The sequence below is a fragment of the Paractinoplanes pyxinae genome, from assembly GCF_026626335.1.
GTDB lineage: Bacteria > Actinomycetota > Actinomycetes > Mycobacteriales > Micromonosporaceae > Actinoplanes > Actinoplanes pyxinae.
On sequence record NZ_JAPNTZ010000016.1, the window covers coordinates 71,041 to 90,949 of the forward strand.

The 19,909-nt window shown below is 72.8% G+C and carries 20 protein-coding genes; 8 read left to right on the forward strand and 12 right to left on the reverse strand.

Annotated features, from left to right (window positions below; genetic code table 11):
* Positions 1 to 7 precede the first annotated feature (7 nt).
* Positions 8 to 598: an NADPH-dependent FMN reductase gene (locus OWR29_RS36920; protein ID WP_267568148.1), complete on the reverse strand. Its 591-nt coding sequence runs from the start codon at positions 596 to 598 to the stop codon at positions 8 to 10.
* 84 nt (positions 599 to 682) lie between these two features.
* Between OWR29_RS36920 and OWR29_RS36925 the strand changes: the two genes are divergently transcribed.
* The 4 genes from OWR29_RS36925 (at position 683) to OWR29_RS36940 (ending at position 5,740) form a co-directional block, all read left to right on the forward strand.
* Entirely contained in the window at positions 683 to 1,195 is a 513-nt protein-coding gene (locus OWR29_RS36925) for a MarR family winged helix-turn-helix transcriptional regulator (protein ID WP_267568149.1), read from the forward strand.
* 87 nt (positions 1,196 to 1,282) lie between these two features.
* Positions 1,283 to 2,878 carry a GGDEF domain-containing protein gene (locus OWR29_RS36930; RefSeq protein ID WP_267568150.1) on the forward strand — a complete coding sequence of 532 codons (1,596 nt, stop codon included), beginning with the start codon at positions 1,283 to 1,285 and terminating at the stop codon, positions 2,876 to 2,878.
* A gap of 66 nt (positions 2,879 to 2,944) precedes the next feature.
* Positions 2,945 to 4,354 carry an NADP-dependent succinic semialdehyde dehydrogenase gene (locus OWR29_RS36935; protein WP_267568151.1) on the forward strand — a complete coding sequence of 470 codons (1,410 nt, stop codon included), beginning with the start codon at positions 2,945 to 2,947 and terminating at the stop codon, positions 4,352 to 4,354.
* 84 nt (positions 4,355 to 4,438) lie between these two features.
* Positions 4,439 to 5,740: an outer membrane protein assembly factor BamB family protein gene (locus tag OWR29_RS36940; RefSeq protein ID WP_267568152.1), complete on the forward strand. Its 1,302-nt coding sequence runs from the start codon at positions 4,439 to 4,441 to the stop codon at positions 5,738 to 5,740.
* Here OWR29_RS36940 and OWR29_RS36945 read toward each other — a convergent pair.
* Together OWR29_RS36945 and OWR29_RS36950 are read right to left on the reverse strand one after the other, a co-directional pair.
* Entirely contained in the window at positions 5,715 to 5,891 is a 177-nt protein-coding gene (locus OWR29_RS36945) for a DUF1059 domain-containing protein (protein WP_267568153.1), read from the reverse strand. The genes OWR29_RS36940 and OWR29_RS36945 overlap by 26 nt on opposite strands.
* A gap of 35 nt (positions 5,892 to 5,926) precedes the next feature.
* Complete coding sequence (locus OWR29_RS36950; RefSeq protein ID WP_267568154.1) at positions 5,927 to 6,430, reverse strand: flavin reductase family protein; 504 nt, start codon at positions 6,428 to 6,430, stop codon at positions 5,927 to 5,929.
* Positions 6,431 to 6,532: 102 nt separating this feature from the next.
* Between OWR29_RS36950 and OWR29_RS36955 the strand changes: the two genes are divergently transcribed.
* From OWR29_RS36955 to OWR29_RS36970, 4 genes are read left to right on the forward strand one after another with little or no spacing between them, the layout of a single operon-like run.
* Complete coding sequence (locus OWR29_RS36955) at positions 6,533 to 8,020, forward strand: sugar ABC transporter ATP-binding protein (RefSeq protein ID WP_267568155.1); 1,488 nt, start codon at positions 6,533 to 6,535, stop codon at positions 8,018 to 8,020.
* On the forward strand, positions 8,017 to 9,021 hold the full coding sequence (locus tag OWR29_RS36960) for an ABC transporter permease (protein WP_267568156.1): 1,005 nt from the start codon (positions 8,017 to 8,019) through the stop codon (positions 9,019 to 9,021). Before OWR29_RS36955 ends, OWR29_RS36960 begins: the two co-directional genes overlap by 4 nt.
* Positions 9,018 to 10,568 (forward strand): FGGY family carbohydrate kinase, encoded by a 1,551-nt coding sequence (locus tag OWR29_RS36965; RefSeq protein WP_267568157.1) that lies wholly within the window; start codon positions 9,018 to 9,020, stop codon positions 10,566 to 10,568. The genes OWR29_RS36960 and OWR29_RS36965 overlap by 4 nt, the downstream gene beginning before the upstream one ends.
* On the forward strand, positions 10,559 to 11,467 hold the full coding sequence (locus OWR29_RS36970; RefSeq protein ID WP_267568158.1) for a sugar ABC transporter substrate-binding protein: 909 nt from the start codon (positions 10,559 to 10,561) through the stop codon (positions 11,465 to 11,467). Before OWR29_RS36965 ends, OWR29_RS36970 begins: the two co-directional genes overlap by 10 nt.
* A gap of 3 nt (positions 11,468 to 11,470) precedes the next feature.
* On the opposite strand, the gene OWR29_RS36975 is transcribed toward OWR29_RS36970, so the two are convergent.
* From OWR29_RS36975 to OWR29_RS37015, 9 genes are all read right to left on the reverse strand, one after another.
* The gene (locus OWR29_RS36975; protein ID WP_267568159.1) at positions 11,471 to 12,247 is read right to left on the reverse strand and encodes a GntR family transcriptional regulator; all 777 of its coding nucleotides are present in this window, start codon (positions 12,245 to 12,247) and stop codon (positions 11,471 to 11,473) included.
* A gap of 100 nt (positions 12,248 to 12,347) precedes the next feature.
* Complete coding sequence (locus OWR29_RS36980; RefSeq protein WP_267568160.1) at positions 12,348 to 13,322, reverse strand: enolase C-terminal domain-like protein; 975 nt, start codon at positions 13,320 to 13,322, stop codon at positions 12,348 to 12,350.
* A complete protein-coding gene (locus OWR29_RS36985; protein ID WP_267568161.1) occupies positions 13,322 to 14,350 on the reverse strand; it encodes a DUF1611 domain-containing protein in 1,029 nt (342 codons plus the stop codon). Before OWR29_RS36985 ends, OWR29_RS36980 begins: the two co-directional genes overlap by 1 nt.
* The gene (locus tag OWR29_RS36990; RefSeq protein ID WP_267568162.1) at positions 14,347 to 15,942 is read right to left on the reverse strand and encodes a TrpB-like pyridoxal phosphate-dependent enzyme; all 1,596 of its coding nucleotides are present in this window, start codon (positions 15,940 to 15,942) and stop codon (positions 14,347 to 14,349) included. The genes OWR29_RS36985 and OWR29_RS36990 overlap by 4 nt, the downstream gene beginning before the upstream one ends.
* On the reverse strand, positions 15,939 to 16,232 hold the full coding sequence (locus tag OWR29_RS36995) for a BMC domain-containing protein (protein ID WP_324291293.1): 294 nt from the start codon (positions 16,230 to 16,232) through the stop codon (positions 15,939 to 15,941). Before OWR29_RS36995 ends, OWR29_RS36990 begins: the two co-directional genes overlap by 4 nt.
* The gene (locus OWR29_RS37000) at positions 16,229 to 16,504 is read right to left on the reverse strand and encodes a EutN/CcmL family microcompartment protein (protein WP_267568163.1); all 276 of its coding nucleotides are present in this window, start codon (positions 16,502 to 16,504) and stop codon (positions 16,229 to 16,231) included. Before OWR29_RS37000 ends, OWR29_RS36995 begins: the two co-directional genes overlap by 4 nt.
* A 10-nt stretch (positions 16,505 to 16,514) precedes the next feature.
* Positions 16,515 to 17,294 (reverse strand): tryptophan 2,3-dioxygenase family protein, encoded by a 780-nt coding sequence (locus tag OWR29_RS37005; protein WP_267568164.1) that lies wholly within the window; start codon positions 17,292 to 17,294, stop codon positions 16,515 to 16,517.
* Positions 17,260 to 18,036: an HAD-IA family hydrolase gene (locus OWR29_RS37010; RefSeq protein WP_267568165.1), complete on the reverse strand. Its 777-nt coding sequence runs from the start codon at positions 18,034 to 18,036 to the stop codon at positions 17,260 to 17,262. Before OWR29_RS37010 ends, OWR29_RS37005 begins: the two co-directional genes overlap by 35 nt.
* Before the next feature lie 7 nt (positions 18,037 to 18,043).
* Entirely contained in the window at positions 18,044 to 19,882 is a 1,839-nt protein-coding gene (locus OWR29_RS37015; protein ID WP_267568167.1) for a PEP-utilizing enzyme, read from the reverse strand.
* Positions 19,883 to 19,909 lie beyond the last annotated feature (27 nt).

The window sequence follows — 19,909 nt, forward strand, 5'->3', positions numbered from 1 at the left end:
GCGGGCCTCAGGCGACCGGGGTGAGGGCGGCCTCGCGGACGGCCCGCATCGCGCCGGCCCAGCTCTCGAGCTGCTCGAACAGCAGTTGGGCGGCGCCGGTGTGCATGCCGGCCGGCTTGAAGTCGGCGAAGTTCTCGAAGTCGGTGAACAGCGAGAAGCTCAGCTGCTGCTGCACGTGGGCCACCTGCAGTTCGCTCATCACGCCGCGCAGGTGCTCGATGGCCCGGGCGCCGCCGACGCCGCCGTAGCTGACGAACCCGGCCGCCTTGTTGGTCCATTCGGCGTACAGGAAATCGATCGCGTTCTTGAGGACGCCGGACGTGGAGTGGTTGTACTCCGGCGTGACGAAGACGAAGGCGTCGTACTCGGCGATCTTGGCGGCCCAGGCCTTGGTGTGCTCCTTGGAGTACAGGTCGGAGCCGGCCTTGGCCGAGACGGGCTCGTCCAGGTGCGGCAACGGGTAGTCGGCCAGGTCGAGCAGCTCGTACCGGGCGGCGGCGCGCCCGGCGGCCTGGGCCAGCACCCAGTCGGCGACGACGGCGCCGTTGCGGCCGGGGCGGGTGCTGCCGAGGATGACGGCGATCTTCAGGGCGGACATGCCTGCTCCTTCGGTTACATGAACTTTCATGTGAGACCGTAGCAGAGGATACGTGAACATTCACGTGACGCTAGACTCATCCCCGTGACGACCGACGGGCCGACCTGGCTGACTGCCGACGAGATGCGGGCCTGGCGCGCTCTGCACGCCGTCGTCGTGGTGCTGCCGGCCGCGCTGGACGTCCAGTTGCAGCGCGACGCCCAGATCAGCCATCTGGAGTACTACGCCCTGGCCGGGCTGTCCGAGCGCCCCGACCGCACGCTGCGCCTCAGCGACCTGGCCATCCTCACCGGCGCCGAGTTGTCCCGCATCTCCCACCTGGTGGCCCGGCTCGAGAAGCGCGGCCTGGTGCTACGCCGCCCCGACCCGGACGACGCCCGCTACACGAACGCGGTGCTCACCGAGCAGGGGTGGGAGAAGGTCCAGGCGGCCGCTCCGGGGCACGTGGCCACCGTCCGCAGCCTGATCTTCGACGGCCTCGACCCCGCCGGACTGCGAGAACTCCAGAACACGGCGGACCGGATCGTCGCCGCGCTCAGCCTGTCCGGCCTGCCCCTGGCCCCGACGATCCGCAAGGCCCTGCACCCGCCGGCGTGAGCTACCGGGGCGCCGGACCGCCTGCCAGGTGCGACACAGTTGCGGGCGACCACTTCAGCGTGACGCCGGGCGACCGATCAGGCCCAGGTGGATGTGAGACAGGGCCGCGCGGTCCGGGCGCGGGACCGGTGGGGACGAGCCGACCGCCTGCTGGTGGGGCTGCTGGGCGGCACCGCGGCCCTGGTCGCGCTCTACGCCGCCGACTTCGCCACGACCGGCGTCCAGGTCGTGACGGCCTGGGTCGCCGTGGCGGCCATCCACGTCTGCCTGGCCGGGGTGGCCCGGTCGACCGCCCGGATGCCCGGACTGTCCGCGCCGGCCCGCCGGTTCTGGTGGTCGGTGGCGGTGGCCGGTGTCATCTACCTGCTGGGTGACCTCGCCCAGGTGGTCGTGGCCGCCCGCGACCCGTACGCGCCCTTCGCGGCCACCGGCGGCACGATTCAGATGGTCACTCTGGCGCTGGGCAGCGCCGGCCTCATGTTCACCCTGCTCACCGTGCCGCTGGGGTTCCGCTCGAGCCGGGAGCGCACCCGGTTCTGGCTCGACGTGGCCACCGTGATGGTGGCCGCGGTCGTGGTGGGCTGGTATCTGGTCGTGCCCGAGCGGCCGGCCGCGCTGCTCGACATGGCGGCGCCGGTGCTGGCCGGGCCGGTGGTCATCCTGCTGTGTGTCTTCGTCGTGGCCAAGCTCGTCATGTCGGGCACCGCGCCGTTCACCCGGCTGTGCGGGCTGATCGGCGCCGGCGGTGCGGCGGTCAAGTCGGGGGCCGACGCGCTGGGCCGCGACGGTCTGACCGACAGCCGGCTGCACCTGTTCCTCGCCTGTACGGTCGTCGCGCACGCCTTGCTGACGATTGCGTTGCGGGCCAACCAGATTCAGCTCGCCGGCCGCCCCGAAGCCCTGCGGTTGCGGCGCCGCAAGCCCTACAGCCTTCTTCCGTACGGATCAATTGCCGTCACCTACCTCTTGCTCACCATCGCCGTGGTGCGGGACGAACCGGTGACCGTGGCCGTCGGCCTGGCCGGCGCCGCGGTCAGCACGCTGCTGGTCGTGGTGCGCCAGCTCGTCGCGTTCCGGGACAACGCCCGGCTGCTCGACGAGCTCGACGCCAAGGTCCGCGAGCTGCACCTGACGCAGGAAGGCCTGCACGCCTCGCTGGCCGAGCGCGACGCTCTCGCGGCCCGGCTGCGCCACCATGCCTTCCACGACGGCCTGACCGGCCTGCCCAACCGCGTGCTGTACGCCGAACGCCTCGACGCGGCCCTGGCCGAGGGCCGGCCCGTCGTGGCCATGCTGATCGATCTGGACGGCTTCAAGCAGGTCAACGACCAGTGGGGCCACGCGGCCGGCGACAGCGTGCTGCGGGAGGTCGCCGGGCGGCTGCGGGCCTGCCTGCGCGACGGCGACACGGTGGCCCGCATCGGCGGCGACGAGTTCGCGGTCCTTCTGCAACCCGGCCCGGACGACGACCTGCACGACGTCGCGGCCCGGATCATCCGTACGGTGGAACAGCCGGTCGCCGTCGAGGGCGGTGGCTCGGCCCGGGTCGGCGCAAGCGTGGGTATCGCCGTCGCCACGGCGGCGACCGACAGTGGTAACGCCCTCCTGCGGGAGGCCGACCGGGCGATGTACGCGGTGAAGCGCGACGGCAAGGGCGCGTACGCCCTGGCCCCGGCTCGCTGAGACCTGTCGCACGGTTAACGGAAGAGTCAGCGGGTAGCCGCACCCCTGAGCCACAGGGAGGCCACCATGCCGATCGCTACGACCAACCCCGTCACGGGCGAGGTCCTCAAGACCTTCGAGCCGCTGACCGAGCACCAGATCGACGAGGCGATCGGACGGTCCGTCACAGGCTTCCGAGCGCTGCGGGAGACCACCTTCGAGCAGCGCGCCGCCTGGATGCGCGCGGCCGCCGACCTGCTGGACGCCGAACAGGACGACGTCGGCGCCCTGATGACCCAGGAGATGGGCAAGACGCTCGCGGCGGCCAAGGCCGAGGTCACCAAGTGCGCGAGCGCGTGCCGCTTCTACGCCGGGCACGCCGAACAGTTCCTCGCCGACGAGCCGGTCGAGCCTTCCACGGTCGGCGCCGTCAACGCGTACGCCCACTATCAGCCGCTCGGCCCGGTGCTGGCGGTCATGCCGTGGAACTTCCCGCTCTGGCAGGCCATGCGCTTCGCCGCGCCGGCGCTGATGGCGGGCAACACCGGCCTGCTCAAGCACGCCTCGAACGTCCCGCAGACCGCCCTCTATCTGGGCGAGCTGTTCGTCCGGGCCGGTTTCCCGGCCGGAGCGTTCCAGACCCTGCTGGTCGGCTCGGATGCGGTCGAGAAGATCCTTTCCGACCCGCGGGTACGCGCGGCGACCCTGACCGGCAGCGAGAACGCCGGCCGTTCGATCGCCGCGATCGCCGGCCGCGAGCTGAAGAAGACTGTCCTCGAGCTGGGCGGCAGCGACCCGTTCGTCGTCCTGCCGACCGCCGACCTCGACCGCGCGGCCCAGGTCGCGACCACCTCACGGTGCCAGAACAACGGCCAGTCGTGCATCGCCGCGAAGCGCTTCATCGTGCACACCGACGTCTACGACCAGTTCGTCGACACCTTCGTCGCGCACATGTCGGCGCTGACCGTGGGCGACCCGATGCTGGACGGCACCGACGTCGGCCCCCTGGCCACCCAGCAGGGCCGCGAGGATGTCGAGGCCCAGGTCGCCGACGCGGTGAGCAAGGGCGCCACCGTGCGGTGCGGGGGCAAGGCGCCGGACGGCAACGGCTGGTGGTACCCGCCCACGGTGATCACCGACATCACCCCCGACATGCGCATGTTCGGCGAGGAAGTCTTCGGGCCGGTCGCCGGCGTCTACCGCGCCGCCTCGATCGACGAGGCCATCGAGCTGGCCAACGGCACCTCGTACGGTCTGGGCGCCAACGCCTGGACCGACGACCCCGAGGAGCAGCGCCGGCTGGCCGGCGAGCTCGACGCGGGCGCCGTGTTCATCAACGGCATGGTCACCTCCTATCCCCCGCTGCCGTTCGGCGGCGTCAAGAACTCCGGCTACGGCCGCGAACTGTCCGCCGCCGGCATCCGCGAGTTCTGCAACCTCAAGACCGTCTGGGTCGGCGAAAGCGGCGGCGCCGATGTCGACTCGGCCACGGAGTGACAACCGGAGACTCTGACCTGAGCCGGCGAGCTATCTTGCCTACAAGATGCGGGACGCGTGCGCGGTGACGGTGGTCGGCTGACGATGACTCTGATCGACCTCGGCACGGCCGAGTCCGACACCGTCGCCGCGGGCGCGCCGGTCAACCTGCCCCGGCTGCGCCGGCTGGCGCTGGCCGTTCTGACCGTGGTGGGTCTGGCCGCGATGACGGCCTCGGCGCCGCCCGGGCCGGCCCTGGTGCGCCCGCTCTGGGCGACGGCCTTGCAGCCGAGCGACACCGTGGCCATGGACGGCCAGTCGGTCTATCTGAACCGCAGCAGTCCGTCCGGGCCGGCCGAGGTTGTCGCCTACGATCTGCGCACCGGCCGCCTGCGCTGGACTGCGCCGACCGGCGACGCGTACGGTGTCCGGCCCGTCGGGGGTGTCGTGCTGGTGACGACCGGTCCCCTACCGGTCGGCTCGGCCTCGTACTCGCCGGGCCCCAACACGATCGCGCTCGACGCGGCGACCGGCACACGACTCTGGCAGTCCGCCGGCGCCGCCTCGCCGGTCGGCGGCGAGGCAACGCCGGGCCGCGGCGAGGTGCTGCTGGCCGAGACCGGCCCGTCGGGGGCCACCACCGGCCTGCGCCTGGTCGGGCTCCGGGACGGCCATCAGGTGTGGCGACGGTCGATCACCCCGGCCGAGGACTGGACCACCCTCAACGGCTTGATCGTCACGGTGACCGGCGCCGGCGATGCCACCGTCTACGGCTACGACGACGGCGCCGTACGCCACCGCAGCCGCATCCCCTGGAACGGGGTGTACTCCGTGACGTTCTTCCCCGCCGGCGCTCAGCTGGTGGTGATCCGCCGGGCGTCGGCCCAGACCGCGGCCACCGTTCACCGCGCCTCCGACCTGCGCCTGCTGTGGCGATCCGACGAGCTGATCGGCTCGGTCACCGGCTGCGGCCGGCTCATCTGCACGGCCGGTGTGCGCGGTGTGGCCGGCCGTGACCCGGTCACCGGTCGCCGGCTCTGGCTCCGCGACGACATGAGGTTCGTGTGGGACGTCGGCGCCGACCGCCTGCTGCTGTCGGCCGCCGCCAACCTGGCCTCGGCCACGACCGTGCTGGTCGACGCGGGCACCGGCCGCACCGTCGGCCGCCCGCTCGGCGGCCAGGAGGCGTTCGTGCCGGGCCCGGCCGGTTCGCTGCTCCTGCTGCGTACGACGGGAACGTCCGACGATCGCACCGCGGTGGTCCGCCTCGACCTGGCCGACGGCCGTCGGACCGTGCTCGGCACGGTCGACCGGCTCGCCGAGCTGAGCTGCCAGGGAGCGTCCGGCTATCTGCTCTGCCCACGCGGGAACACGTTGACCGTCACGCGGGCTGCAGGTGCGTCTTGACCACCTCGACCAGCTCAGGAGTCCATTCCATCGGCTGGTGAGCGGTCTTGGTGTGCAACTCGACGTGCTGGAGCAGTTCGTCCTCCTCGCCCGCGGTGAACTGAGCGGGACAGTCATTGTTGAAATCTGCGCAACGAATCTTCACGGCCATGCCGTGGGGGTACCCGCCGATCGGCGTCCGAACCTTCAGTGGCCGCCCACGGTGAAGTACCCGCCGCCGTGGAAGACCAGCGGCTCCCCCTCGCCGACCGAGAAGCCCTCCACCTCGCCCAGAATGATGACGTGATCGCCGGCGTCCACATCCTGGCGCTTGCGGCACACGAAATGAGCCAGCGCCCCGTCGATCAGGGGCACCCCGTCCGGGCCGGGCTGCCACGCCGTACGGTCGAACGGGCTCTCGTCGCGTCCGGCGAACCGCCGCGATTCCTGCCGCTGGTGTGACGCCAGCACGTTGACCGCGAACCGGCCCGCCGCGGCCAGCACCGGTCGCCAGCGCGAGCGGCGCCGCAGGCACCAGAGAACCAGCGGCGGGTCGAGCGACACCGACGTGAACGAGTTGACGGTCAACCCGCCCGGACTCCCGTCGGGCGCCGCCATCGTGATGATCGTGACTCCGGTCGCGAACGTGCCCAGGGCGTCCCGCAACGCCCGGTGATCCTGCTCCCCCACCGCGTCCTCCCCCGTGGTCACCCGTCCTTGACATCGACGAGGTGCCACCCGATCCTAGGTGGAGTTCTAGAAGGGCAGCCAGTGGAAAACGTGCCCGTTCTAGAACAAAAGGGGGAGGACGAGGTGGGCGGAACCGCTCTCGAGGTCAGCGAGCTCGAGCACCGGTACGGCGCGCAGACCGTCTTGTCCGATGTAGACCTGACGGTGCGAATGGGCGAAATTCATGCCCTGCTCGGCGCCAACGGGGCCGGCAAGTCCACGCTGATCAAGATTCTCAGCGGCGTGCAGCGGCCCACCGCGGGCCGGCTCAGCGTCTTCGGGCAGCCGGTGACCCTGCGCAGCGCCCGGGACGCCCACGCGGCCGGCATCGTCACCGTCCAGCAGGACCTGGGCCTGGTGAGTGGCCTGACCGTGCTGGAGAACCTGTACCTCGGCCGGCCGCTGCCCCGCCGCGGCCCGTTGCCCCACCGCGCCGAGGCCCGGCGGGTCGCACGGGAGTGGCTGGCCACCGTCGGCGTCCAGTTGCCGCTGGACGAGCTGGTGGGCCGGCTGTCCCCGGTCCGACAGACGGTGGTTGCGCTGGCCCGGGCGCTGGCCGGCCGAGCCCGGGTGCTGATCCTGGACGAGCCGACCGCGGCGCTGACCGATCAGGAGAGCTCGCTGCTGTTCACGCTGCTGCGCCGCCTGCGCGAGCGGGGCGTGGCAATCGTCTACGTGACGCACCGCCTGCACGAGGTGTTCCTGCTGGCCGACCGGGTCACCGTTCTGCGCGACCGCCGGGTGGTGGCCACCGTGCCGCCGGCCGAGGTGGACGCCGACGACCTGGTCACCATGATGGCCGGCGAACCACTCGCCAGTTCGGGCGCAGCCGCAAGTGCGCGCGGACCGGAGATCCTGCGCGCCGACGGACTGACCGGCCGACGTGTCCGCGACGTCTCGCTGACCCTGCACGCGGGCGAGGTCGTGGGAGTGGCCGGACTGGCCGGGAGCGGCCGCAGCGAGCTGTTGCGGTTGCTGGCCGGCGCCCAGCGTCCCCGAGCCGGCCGGACAGCGGTGCGCGGCCGCCCGCTGCAGCCCGGGTCGACTCGGCGCGCCCTGGCCGCCGGGGTCGCGCTCGTCCCCGAGGACCGCCTGCATCAGGCGCTGCTCCCCCAGGCCGACGTGACCGAGAACGTGGTGCTGGCCAGCCTGCGCGAGTTGAGCCGCCTCGGCATCCGCTCGGCCCGCCGAGACCGCGCGGCCTGGGCGGCGGCCGCACGACAGCTGACGATCCGGGCGACCGGCCCGCGCCAACCGGTCACCCAGCTCTCCGGCGGCAACCAGCAGAAGCTCGTGCTGGCCCGGGTGCTGCGCCGGGCGCCGGCCGTCCTGCTGCTCGACGAACCCACCCGCGGCGTCGACATCCGTACCAAGCAAGCCATCCGCGGCCTGATCGCCCGAACCGCGAGCAACGCGGCGGTACTGATCGTCAGCTCCGAGCTGGACGAGCTCACCGCCGTCGCCGACCGGGTGCTCATCCTGCGCGAGGGGCGGGTCGTGGCCGAGCTGAGCGCGGCCGACGCGGACGAGGAAACGGTTCTACGACACTGCTACGGAGGCTCATCCCGGTGAAAGAAACTCGCGCCGGCCTGCCCACTGTGGACGCCGCCGGGCCGGCTGCGGCAGCCGAGCCGACCGCGGCCGGGGGCACGCGGCGCTGGATACCCGGCACGCCGGTGGCCTTCGCCGCCCTGGTGGTGTTGTTCGCGGTTCTGCGCCCGCAGAGCTTTCTCAGCACCGGGAACCTCCGCAACACGGTGGAGCAGATCGCCATCCTGGCCGTCGTGGCCGCGGTGCAGACGGTCGTCATGGCGGTGGGCGAGTTCGACCTCTCCGTTGGTGCGCTGGTCTCGCTGACCGGCGTGGTCGCGGCCCACCTGATGCTCGACGGCACACCGGTCGCGCCGGCCATCCTGGCCGCCGTGCTGACCGGCACGGCCGTCGGCGTGGTCAACGGCGTGCTGGTCGCCTGGCTGCGGCTGTCCGCCTTCGTGGCCACGCTGGCCGTGCTGACCGCGCTGGCCGGCACGTCGCTGCTGCTCACCGACGGCAGCACCCTGTTCGGCCTGCCCGCCGGGTTCGTCGCAATCGGCCGCGACCGGCTGGGCGGCGTGCCGGTGCTGGTCATCGTGGCCGCCGTCGCCGCCGCGGTGGTGTGGTTCCTGCTCGCGCACACCTCGGCCGGCGCCCGGTGGTACGCGGTCGGCGGCAACGCCGAGGCGGCCTGGTACGCGGGCATCGACGCCCGGTGGATGCGGCTGGCCGCGTTCGTGGTCTCCGGGGCCGGGGCCGGGGTGGCCGGGGTGCTGCTGACCAGCCGCCTGGCCTCGGCCCACCCGACAGCCGGGGACGGGCTGATGCTCACCTCCATCGCCGCCGTGTTCCTCGGGATGACCGCGTCACGCTCGGGCCGGGTCACGGTCGGCGGCACGCTGCTCGGCGTAGCCGTGCTCGGCGTGCTCGACAACGGCCTCAACCTGCTGCAGATCGACACCTACGTCCAGCAGGTGCTGACCGGCCTGATCCTGATCTACGCGGTCGCCCTCTCCCGCCGCCGCGAGGCCCGCCGATGAGCGTCCCGGCGCAGCGGGGCCCGCATACGGGCGACCGGCCGGTGAACGGTCGCCCACCCGGTCAGCCGGCGCCCGGCCGCCCGGCGAGCCGGCCCGATGTGGTCGTCGCGGTCGACGTCGGGACGAGCGCGGTCAAGGCCCTCGTCGTGGACAGCGAGGGCCGGGTGCTGGGCCGGGGCAGTGCGCCGATCGGCACCGACCGGCCGCGACCCGGCCACGTCGAACAATCGGCCGCCCAGTGGTGGCAGGCGACGGCCGCCGCGCTGGCGGCGTGCGGCCCGGCCCGGAGCCGGGCCGGGGCGTTCGCGGTCACCGGCCAGATGCAGGACCTGGTCTGTGTGGGCGAGACGGACGCCGTGCGCCCGGCAATTCTCTACAGCGACACCCGCGCCGTCGCCGAGTACGCGGAGCTGACCGACGAGCTCGGCCCCGAATGGGCCGACCGCATCGACAACGAGCCCGACGCCACCACACTGCCCGGCAAGTTGCTGTGGCTGCGCCGGCACGAGCCGGCCGCGCTGAAGGCGACCCGGCACGTGCTGGCCGGCGCCGGCGGCTACGTCGTCTGGCGCGCGACCGGCGTGGCCGCCTGCGACCTGACCACGGCCGGCACCACCGGCCTGCTCGACGCCCGCCGGCGGACCTGGTGGCCGCCGGCGGCCGGCGACATCGAACTGCCCGCGCTGACTTCCGGCGACACAGTCACCGGCCGGCTGCGCACCGCGGAGGCGACCGAGCTCGGCCTGTCCCCCGGCATCCCGGTCGTCCTGTGCCCGGGTGACGCCGCCGCGACGACGATCGGCCTGGTCGGCCACGAGCCCGGCCGGGCCTACGCCTCGCTGGGAACCAGCGGCTGGCTCGCCTCGATCGTGCGCGACGGTCACCGGCCACCGGCCGCGCACCGGCTACCCCTGCCCCGAGCCGGGCACACTCTCCTCGTCGGCGCCGTGGCGGCGGCCGGTTCGGCCGCGGACTGGGCCCGCCGCACGGTGCTCGGCGGGGTGTCGTGGGCGGAGGCCGATGCCGCGGCCTCCGCCTGCGGCCCGTCGGGGCTGCTGGCGTTGCCCTCGCTGGCCGGCGAGCGCTTTCCGCTGCGCGACCCGGACGCCCGCGCCACCCTGCTCGGAATGACCGCCACCACCACCGCGCCGCAGATGTACCGGGCCGTGCTGGAAAGCGTCGCCTTCGCCTTCGCCACCCTGCTTCCCCCCGGCCGGGATCCGCTGCCGCTGTGCGGTGAGGCCGGCCTTTCGCCTGTGTGGGCCCGGATTCTCGCCGACGTGACCGACCGGCCCGTGCTGCCGCTGACCGCCGGCCAGTCCGAGACCGCGGCCGCGCACGGCGCCGTCCGCACGGCGTTCGCCGCCCTCGGCGTCGTGCCGCCCGCTCCCCTGGCCGGCCAGGCGAGCGGTCCGGCCGTCGAACCCGGCCCGGATTCCGAGACCTACCAACGACTGCGCACCGCGTACGCCGTCCTGTGGAAGACGGCGCCCGCTGTCTTCCATGCCCTGAGTCACGCCCGACCCTGGAGCAACCCATGCGCCTGATCCCGTCCCTGCTGGCCGCCGGCCTGCTCGTCACCGCGGCCGCCTGCGCCGAGCCGGCGGCCGATCGCCCCACGGTCGCCGTCATCACCGCCTACCTGGCCAACGCGGCCACCAAAGAGGTCGTCGAGGACTTCCAGGCGGCCGGCGAGAAGCGCGGCTGGAAGGTGACCGTCACCGACACGGCCGGCGATTTCAACGCGCTCAACTCCAAGATGGTGAACGCGGCCAACGAAAAGGTGTCGGCGATCGTGCTCGGCATGGGCGACCCCCAGCAGATGGGGCTGGGCCTGCGCGCCGCCGGCGACGCGTCGGTGCCGGTGGTGGCCATCGACGCCGCGGCCGCCGACGGCATCGCCGCCAACGTCACCAGCGACAACGACGACCTCGGCCGGCAGAGCGCCGAGGCGCTGGTCGAGGCGGTCGGCGGCCAGGGCCGCATCGCCATGCTGACCCACGATCCGCACCCGGGCGTGCGGGCCCGCGCGGCGGCGGCCAAGGCGGTCTTCGAGAAGGCCGGCATCCAGGTCGTCGCCAGCAAGCACGTCGCCGTGCCGGGCCCGGTCGAGGCGGCCCGCAAGGTGACCGACGACCTGCTCACCGCCTACACCGGAGGCAACGCGCTGAACGGGATCTGGGCCGGCTGGGACGAGCCCGCGCTGGGCGCGACCCAGTCGATCGAGCAGGCCGGGCGGCCGGACGTCGCCGTCGTCGGCGTCGACGGCCAGGACTTCGCACTGGCCGAGATCGACAAGGGCGGCCCGTTCCGGGCGACCGTCAAGCAGGACTGGCCCGGGGTCGCCGACAAGGCCGCCGCCGTGGTGGACGACCTGCTCAATGGCAAGGCGGCCGCCGAGAAGCAGTACACGCTCCCGGGCACCCTGGTGACGCAGAAGAAATAGGACTCAGCCGCGTACGCCCCAGGCCAGCGACACCGAGTTGGCCAGCCGGTCGGTGCGGATCTCCATGCGCTGACCGTCGATGGTGGCCAGGTCGTAGACGATGGCCGTGCGTTCCACCCCGTACGTGATCCGCTCGCTCAGGAAGACCGGGGTGCCCGCCGGCCGGGCCATCACCTCGGCCAGCGCCGCCGGGAGGATCCCCGGACGCACGGCCTCGCGTGCCCCGGCCACAGCCACCCCGCACCGCTCGGCCAGCGCCGCGTACAGCGGGGTGACGGCGAAGTCCTCCTTGGCGATCGCGCTCGCGTACGGCTCGGGCACCCACGAGACCTGATGCACGACCGGCCGGCCGCGCACCGACCGGACGCGTTCCAGGCGCAGCCCGCGGGTCCCGCTCTCGAGTCCGAGGGCGACGCCGATCTTGGCCGGCAGCAACCGGCTCTGCGCCCGGCGCACGTCGGTGACCACGTCGAGACCCTGGCTGCGCAGGTCGTCGCTGAGGCTGCGCAACGATTCCAGGCGGTACGCGGCGGGTGGCGGGGTGACGAACGTGCCGCGACCCGGCTGCTGCTGCACCAGACCCTGATCGCTGAGCGCCCGTAACGCCTGCCGCAGCGTCATCAGCGTCACGCCGAGTGACGCGCTGAGCTCACGTTGCGGCGGCATCGGCTCACCCGGCCGATACTGACCGCTACGGATGCGGGCGGTCAGCTCCTGCTCGATCAGGCGGTACTTCGGAACGAACGGCGCCTTCCCGGCCGCCCTGTCCTCGGCGCTCACCGACGCGTCCCGCGTTCCCGGCGGCCGAGCACGCTGCCGCATTCTGTGCTCACGAGCAGCAGAGCCTACCCCACGTCACCGCCGGGCCCCGCCCCGACGATCACTGTATGAATTCGGGGCGGCCCGGCCGATCCACGTCGAGGGCGAGGCGGGGCGGCACCGGTCCGCCGACGAGCAGCAGGTGGCCGTCGAGGTCGGTCCACCCGGCCAGTCCGGCCAGTTGAGCGGCGTACGCGATGGTCGACGGGGGCTCGACGAAACAGCCCAGCATGGTTCGCCCGCCCGCCTTCGCCACCCGTTCCAGCGATTCCCGGGCGGCGAGCAGCCCGCCCATCTTGGCCAGCTTGACGTTGGCCCCGTCGGCTCGCTCGAGCGCGGCCACCGCCTGATCGGGCGTGCGGATGCCCTCGTCGAGCAGGATCGGCACGCCGGGCAGGGCCGCTCGCACCTCGGCCAGCAGACCCGGATCGGCCACCGGGTCCTCCAGGGCCTGCGGCCGCAGCCGCCGCAGGGGTTCTCGCACCCGCCGCCAGTCGTCGCGGGTCCAGCCCCGGTTCACGTCGATGACGACCTCGCGGGCGGCCAGGGTGGCCAGCCGGGTGAGCACGTCGGCATCGCCCGGACCGCCCAGCTTCACCTTGAGCCGGGCGTCCGGGCCGGCCGGCACCTCGGCGCCGACCGACACCGTACGCAGGACGTCGTACGGCTCGGGCCGGGCCAGGCCGAGCAGCTGCCACAGCGGCCGCCCGGCGGTGCGGGCGGCCAGGTCCAGCAGCGCCATCTCGGCCAGCAGGCGGGTGGTCGGGCCGCGCCGGGCCAGCGGTTCGCGGGCCAATGCGCCGGCCACCTCGGTCACCGTGGCCCGGCCGGTGAACGCCTGGACGGCAGCCAGCGCACCGCCGCGGACTGTCTCGGCCGGCTCGGTGGTCCACGGCCCGACCGCCACCTCGCCCGTGCCCCGGATGTCGCCCGCCGCAACGGAAAGCGTCACCACGGTCACGTCGGTGACCACCGTGTGCGACACCGCCAGCGGCACCGCCAGCCGCCGCTGCTCGACCCCGGCCCAGGCCTCCATCAGAACTCCGCGATGAGGTCGGTGAGCCGGTCGAAGCCGGGCGCGGTGGCCGGCACGACCGGCAGCCCGAGCCGGTCCTCGAGCCGGGCCCGGCTCCGCTCGGCCGTCGCCGGATCGGCGCCCCGGTCGACCCCGACGACGGCCACCACGCGGGCGCCGCGCTGGTGGACCGAGAGCCGCTCGAGCAGCGCGATCTCCTCGGCCACGTCGACCACCGGCTGGTCGAAGTAGGCCAGCTGGTCGCGGCCCAGGTCGTGGCAGAACACCAGCAGGTTGGGCGCGCTGCCGTGCAGCAGCGACAGGCTGACCCCGGAGTACGCCGGGTGCAGGATCGACCCCTGCCCCTCGACGAGCACGTAGCCGTCCGGTGCGGCGGCGGCCGCGTCGAGCACGAGCTCCTCGACCACGCCGGCGGTGAAGTCGGACCGTACGGCGTCGATAGGGGCTCCCCCGCCCGCGATGTACATGCCGGTCTGCCCGGTGGCCACGAACTCGGCCGCCGCACCCCGCCGCCGCAGCCCCTGCCACAGCTCCAGGGCGGCGGTCATCTTGCCCGACGCGCAGTCCGAGGCCACCGTGAGGACGACGTTGCCGCCCAGCGAGGCCGACCGCCCGGTGGCGACTCGTTCGTCCAGGGGCCGGTGCCGCAACTCGACGATGCGTTCGGCGTACGGGGCCAGCTCCGGCACCCGCGACAGGCGGGTGTGCAGACCGTGCACGATCCACATGCCGAGCCCGGCCGCGGCCGCCACCTCGCCGACCATCGCCGGATCGGCCGCCCCGCCGGGCGGTGAGGCCCCGACGACGAGCTCGCGGGCGCCGAGCCGGTGCGCGTCGGCGATCGTGGCCACGACCGGGATGTCCCGGCCCGCGTAGGGCAGGATCTCTTTGAGCCGCCGCCCGGCGTGGGCCGCGTCCACCACCGCGACGATGTGGTCGCAGTAGCGCAGAATGCCGTGGGCCATCTTGGCGTCCAGCTCGACCAGCCGCCCGAAGGTGGCCACGGCGGCCGGCGGGCGGGCGGTCATCGGTCACCCCCGCGGACGAGCTTGCGACCCAGGTCGCGGGCCTCGCTCTCGGCGGCCGGGGTGATCACGGCGTCGCGGGCGACCAGCAGGTCCCCGGCGCCGCCCTGACTGGCCTCGCGGACCAGTCGCTCGGAGACCACCCGGTAGCCGCGCAGATCGGTGCCGACCGCGCCCGACGCCGACGGGCGCGGAGCCCCGAAATGCCACCGCTGCCAGGCGTTGAACGGGTCCTCCGATGCGCCGGAAGTTCCCGGGTTCCCGACGGCCGGCAACTGGCCGAGCGACGCCTCGATGGCCGCCGACGGCGAGTCCGAGTCGTCCATCTGTCCCTGGTTGTAGCGCTGGTAGGCCGACAGGTCGAAGAACCCGTGCCCGGTGAGGCAGAAGACGAGAACCCGTTCCTCGTCGCGGTGCTCGCGAGCCAGCTCGATCGTGGCCGCGATGGAATGGGCCGCCTCCGGGGCCGGGATCAGCCCCTCGGTCCGGGCGAACAGGGTCGCGGCGCGGAAGATCTCCAATTGCGAGTACGCCACGGCGCGGCCCAGCCCCAGGTGCAGCGCCTTGCTCACCTGGCCCGACAGCCCGTGGTAGCGCAGTCCGCCGGAGTGGATGCCGGGAGCCGCGAACTCGTGGCCCAGCGTGTACATCTTGATCAGCGGGGTCAGCTTGGCGCTGTCGCCGTGGTCGTAGGCGAATTTCCCCTTGGTCACCTTGGGCACGGCGTTGGACTCGACCGCGACCAGATCGAGCTTGCGGCCCGGACGCTCGACCTGGTCGAGGAACGGGAAGACCAGCCCGGCGTAGCTGCTGCCGCCGCCGATGCACGAGATCAGCGCGTCCGGTCGCAGCCCGGCCGCGTCGAGCTGGGCCCGCAACTCCTGCCCGATGACCGTCTGGTGCAGACAGACGAAATTGAACGCGCTGCCGAGCGCGTACGCGGCTTCGCGGTCGGCCCGGGCCGCCTCGACGGCCTCGCCGATGGCCAGGCCGAGGCTGCCCGGGTCGTTCTCGTCCGGCTTGCGGGCGACCCGGCCGACCTCGGTGAGCGGGCTCGGGCTGCGGTGCACCTTGGCCCCGAAGGTCTCCATGAGGATGCGCCGCGACGGCTTGGCGTCGTAGCTGCTGCCCACCATGAACACCTCGGCGTCGAGGCCGACGAACGACGACCCCATGCTGATCGCGCTGCCCCACTGCCCGGCGCCGGTCTCGGAGAAGACCCGCTTGCGGCCGTCGCGCCGCGAGTAGTAGGCCTGGGCCACACCGGAATTGGCTTTGTGGCTGCCGATCGGCGAGATGCCCTCGTACTTGTAGAAGATCTTGCAGCGGGTGCCGATCGCCTTCTCCAGCGCGGTGGCCCGCAGCAGCGGGGTGGGCCGCCACAGGGCGTACCGCGCCTGCACCTCCTCCGGTATCGGCCGCAGCCGGGTGTCGCGGTCGAGTTCCTGCTCGACCAGCTCGCCCGCGAACAGCTCGGTGAGCGAATCGGCCGGCAACTCCCGCCCGGTGGCCGGGTCGATGTAGGGCTCGTACAGCTCGGGCAGGTCGGCGGCGGCGTTGTACCAGTGCTTCGGTACGGGCACGGCTGCCGTCATGCCGGGTCCCGCGTCAGTCCGGTCAGCGTGGCCGTCGACGAGTGCGGGCTGGCGATGACGTTGACGCTGATGACCTCGCCGTGCCGGGCGGCCGCCTCGGCTCCCGCGTCCACCGCCGCCTTGACCGAGGCGACGTCGCCGCGAACCAGCACGGCCACGTAGGCCGAGCCGATCTGCTCGACCTTGACGATCTCGACCTCGGCGGCCTTGACCATCGCGTCGCTGCCCGAGATGGCTGCCGTCAGACCACGGGTCTCGAGCATGCCCAACGCGTTGTCCATGTTGCTCATCCGATCCTCTCGTGCGCCGGCGACGTGCCGGGCGCCTGAACGATCCCCACGATCACCGCGTCCGTGGGGGCTTGCGGTCTCACCAGCGAGACCGCGTGACTTCCGGTGGCCACGACGACGCGGTCGCCCACGCCGGCGCCGACCGAGTCGACGGCCAGGATCTCGGCCCTGGTGGTTCCCTCGCCGACCACCACGAGCAGCAGTTTCGTACCGGCCAGACCGGGATGCCGGGTGGGCGCCACGACCGTTTCGCGCACTGTGCCGATGTGCACCTGGCCCGGCCTAGGCGTCCGGGCTGAGCAGCGCCAGCGCGCCGCGCGCCTGCCACAGCCACGGGAAGAACCGGATCTGCAACGACTTTTCCAGGTACGAAGGCCGGGTGCCGGCCGTGCCGGTGCCGCCGCCGAGCATCCGCTCGACCAGGATCCGGTGCTCGCAGCGCCAGCGGAACCACGCTTCGTCGTAGTCGACCAGCGCCTCGCACAACGTGTAGAGCGGCGACCGGCCGGCCTCCTCGGCGTAGAAGCGCGCCCAGTCCCGTACGCCGGCGTCGGCCGCGCCCTGCTGCAGAGCGGCGGCCAGGCTCGGCTCGGCCAGAGCCTTGGTGTGCCGGCCCTCCAGCCGGCCGCCGCCGGCCCGCCGCAGGGCGTCCAGGTAGCTCTCGTCGCGATGTCCGGACAGGATCTCGAGCTCGCGGAACTGCGACGACTGCAGGCCACTGGCCGTGCCCAGGAACTGCCGGAACTTGTGGAAGGCGCCGGGCGGCATCTCGGCCAGCGTGCTGGTCTGAGCCAGCACCACGCCGGTGTAGCGGGTCAGCCGCCGGGCCGTCGCGGTGGCCGCCACCCACTCGGCCGCGGCGACCTCGTCGCGGGCCTGTCGCACCGTGCGCACCATCAGCCGGAACCACAGCTCGATGGCCTGGTGGGTGATGATGAAGTGCATCTCGTCGGGATGCTCCGGCCAGCTGCGCGGCGCCTGCAGCTCGAGCAGGCGGTCCAGGAGCAGATAACCCTGATAGTCGATCTCACGCGTGGCGGCGCTGCCGCGGGCCTCGCTCATGAAAATCCCCCCATGCGGGTTGTCGGAAGATCCGCGGCGGCGACGACTCCGGCAGCCCGAGACGGGCCAGCAACGCGGAGACCGACGGGCCGGGCGCGGCGACGTCGAACAGGAACGTGTCCATCCCCGCGGCCGCCGCGCCGTCCAGGTTGGCCTGATGGTCGTCCACGAACAGGCAGTGCCGCGGTTGTTCGCCGATCCGCCCGGCCGCGAGCCGGTAGGCCCGCGGGTCCGGCTTGAGCACGCCGAAGTCCTTGGCCTCCAGCACCTCGTCGAGCGCGCGGAGCTCGGGGAACCGGCCGCCGAGCCAGTCCGGGCCGAACCAGTACGCCATGTCGTTGGTGAAGGCGACCACGCGCAGCCGGGACAGCATCGTCGCCACCGCGGCCATCATCGTGGGCCGCAGTCCGGTGCAGGCGCGCCAGAGCTCGCCCAGGTCGAGGTCGGGGTGCCGGTGCGCCACGTCGGCCCAGTAGGCCCGCTCGGACCGGCGGCCCTGCTCGACCTCGCGGTACTCCGGCTCGCCGGCCAGGGGTCCGCGCGGGAAGCCGGGCAGCGCGACCGACTCGAACAGCGACGGCACGATGACGCCGCCGATGTCGAGCAGCACCGTCGTCGGGCTGTGCCCGGCCAGCGCCGCCCGCCGCCACAGTGCCCGGCGCTGCCGGACCCGCCACGAGAGCGGATCCGGCATCTCGACCGGGGGGCCGGCCGGCGGCACCCGGCACATCGGGCCGGACACGACACCGTCAATCGAGGATGGTGACGACACCGGTGTCCCCGTCGACCCGGATCCGCTGGCCGTCGCGGATGGTGGCGACCGCGTTGCCCGCGCCGACCACGGCGGGCAGGCCGTACTCCCGGCACACGATCGCGGTGTGGCTCATGATGCCGCCCACGTCGGACACCGTCGCGGCGACCTGGCCGAAGACGGTCGACCAGGACGGCGAGGTGGCCGGGCAGACCAGGATGTCGCCGGCCTGGACGGTGAGCAGCTCGCCGACGGTGCGGACGACCCGGGCCGGGCCCTCGGCCACGCCGGGCGAGCCGGCCACGCCGCGCAGCACGGTGACCTTCTCGCCCTGGTCGGTGGTCCGGCGCTGGGCCAGCCACTCGCTCACACTGGCCGTGGTGATGCCCCACAGCATGACCGTGAAGGGCTCGTTGATCTCGGCCGGCGGCGGTCCCATGGCCAGGACGGGCGGCTGCGCCCGCAGCTTCTCGTAGATGCCGCGGCGCTGCTCGACGATCGGGCGCCAGTAGTTGGCCCCGCGCGGCGTGCCACCGACCGACCAGGCCGCCACCACGTCGTACAGGGTCTCGGCGACCTCGGTCCGCCGCAGGAAGAACATGTCCTCCGGGTCGTCGAGCGCGCCCATCGCCGTCAGGGCCCGGGACAGGTCCTTGGACTTCGCCCAGAACGTCGCCCACATCCAGTGCTCGATGTAGAGCACGTGCTCCTCGATGTAGGCGAACACCGTCCGGGCCAGCTCGACGATCTGGTCGAAGGCGGTCCGGTCGGCCGGGTCGAGCAGCTCGCGGTACTCCCCCGAGATGCGGTCGCGCTCGGCCAGCACGCCGGCCGTGTCCCGGTCGATCTGTTCGCCCGCGCGCAGCCGCCGGACGTACTCCTTGACCGTGGCCAGCGGGATGGCCGGCTCGTCGATCCAGGTGGGGTGCACGTGCGAGGCGCCCGGGTGGCCCGGGTCGGTGTTGATGAGGAACCAGGGGTCCTTCGTCTTGTCCCAGTCCGTGCGCCACTGGCGGCCCTCGTCGGTCGCGTCCAGCGCGGCGAAGACGGACGCCGGGTCGGTGCCCTCGAGCAGTACGTCGCCGATTCCGAGCTGCTCGGCCTCGCGGGCCAGCCGCTTGAGCTCGTCGTCGGGGCGGTACAGGTCGACCCGCAGCCCGCCGACCATCCGCGAGATGGTCTGGTCGCTGATGTCGGGGAACCGCTCGCGGACGAACTGGAAGAACGTCAGGTACGCGGCGTAGCCGACGTTGAGCAGCTCGAAGTGGTACTGGTAGGTCTCGTACATCGTCTGCACGAGGTCCGAGAAGTCACGGATCATCCGGTAGCCGGAGGACTGGCCGGTCCGCTCGAAGACCACCGACTCGGGCTCGATGTCCGGCAGCGGCTCGAAGCTGATCTTCGTGATCCGGTCGAGGCAGGCCAGGACCTTGGTCTTCCACTCGGCGTAGATGGAATCCCAGTTCTCGTAGTAGTAGCCGGCCCGGCGGCCGAACAGCTCGGCCCGCGCGGCCAGGTCCTCCGGCGGCGCGGGGACCGGGGTGACGTACAGGTAGCCGTTGAGGACGCGCTGGTCGACGCCGAACGCCGGCGGCATCGCGAACACGCGGGTGTTGAACGCGCCCAGCGCCTGCCACCAGCACTCGCACTGAATCTCGTCGTACGGGTGGAGCACTTCGGGATGGTGCAGCCTGTCCTGGAACCAGAACCGCTGCTCGTCCTGCTCGCGGCGGTCCTCGCCGAACAAGTGGTACCAGTTGTAAAGCTGCTCCCAGCCCTGCGCGCCCTCAGGCGCCTCGATGTCGAACGGGCTCGGGAATCGGTTGTCAGAAGTCATGCTGTCCGTCGCTTTCTCGTCGGATGC

Coding starts and splice junctions, on each gene's coding strand:
- OWR29_RS36935 (WP_267568151.1), top strand. CDS start 2,945: ATGCCGATCGCTACGACCAACCCCGTCACGGGCGAGGTCCTCAAGACC.
- OWR29_RS36970 (WP_267568158.1), top strand. CDS start 10,559: ATGCGCCTGATCCCGTCCCTGCTGGCCGCCGGCCTGCTCGTCACCGCG.
- OWR29_RS36990 (WP_267568162.1), bottom strand. CDS start 15,942: ATGACGGCAGCCGTGCCCGTACCGAAGCACTGGTACAACGCCGCCGCC.
- OWR29_RS36940 (WP_267568152.1), top strand. CDS start 4,439: ATGACTCTGATCGACCTCGGCACGGCCGAGTCCGACACCGTCGCCGCG.
- OWR29_RS36945 (WP_267568153.1), bottom strand. CDS start 5,891: ATGGCCGTGAAGATTCGTTGCGCAGATTTCAACAATGACTGTCCCGCT.
- OWR29_RS36965 (WP_267568157.1), top strand. CDS start 9,018: ATGAGCGTCCCGGCGCAGCGGGGCCCGCATACGGGCGACCGGCCGGTG.
- OWR29_RS37005 (WP_267568164.1), bottom strand. CDS start 17,294: ATGAGCGAGGCCCGCGGCAGCGCCGCCACGCGTGAGATCGACTATCAG.
- OWR29_RS36980 (WP_267568160.1), bottom strand. CDS start 13,322: ATGGAGGCCTGGGCCGGGGTCGAGCAGCGGCGGCTGGCGGTGCCGCTG.
- OWR29_RS37015 (WP_267568167.1), bottom strand. CDS start 19,882: ATGACTTCTGACAACCGATTCCCGAGCCCGTTCGACATCGAGGCGCCT.
- OWR29_RS36920 (WP_267568148.1), bottom strand. CDS start 598: ATGTCCGCCCTGAAGATCGCCGTCATCCTCGGCAGCACCCGCCCCGGC.
- OWR29_RS36985 (WP_267568161.1), bottom strand. CDS start 14,350: ATGACCGCCCGCCCGCCGGCCGCCGTGGCCACCTTCGGGCGGCTGGTC.
- OWR29_RS36995 (WP_324291293.1), bottom strand. CDS start 16,232: ATGAGCAACATGGACAACGCGTTGGGCATGCTCGAGACCCGTGGTCTG.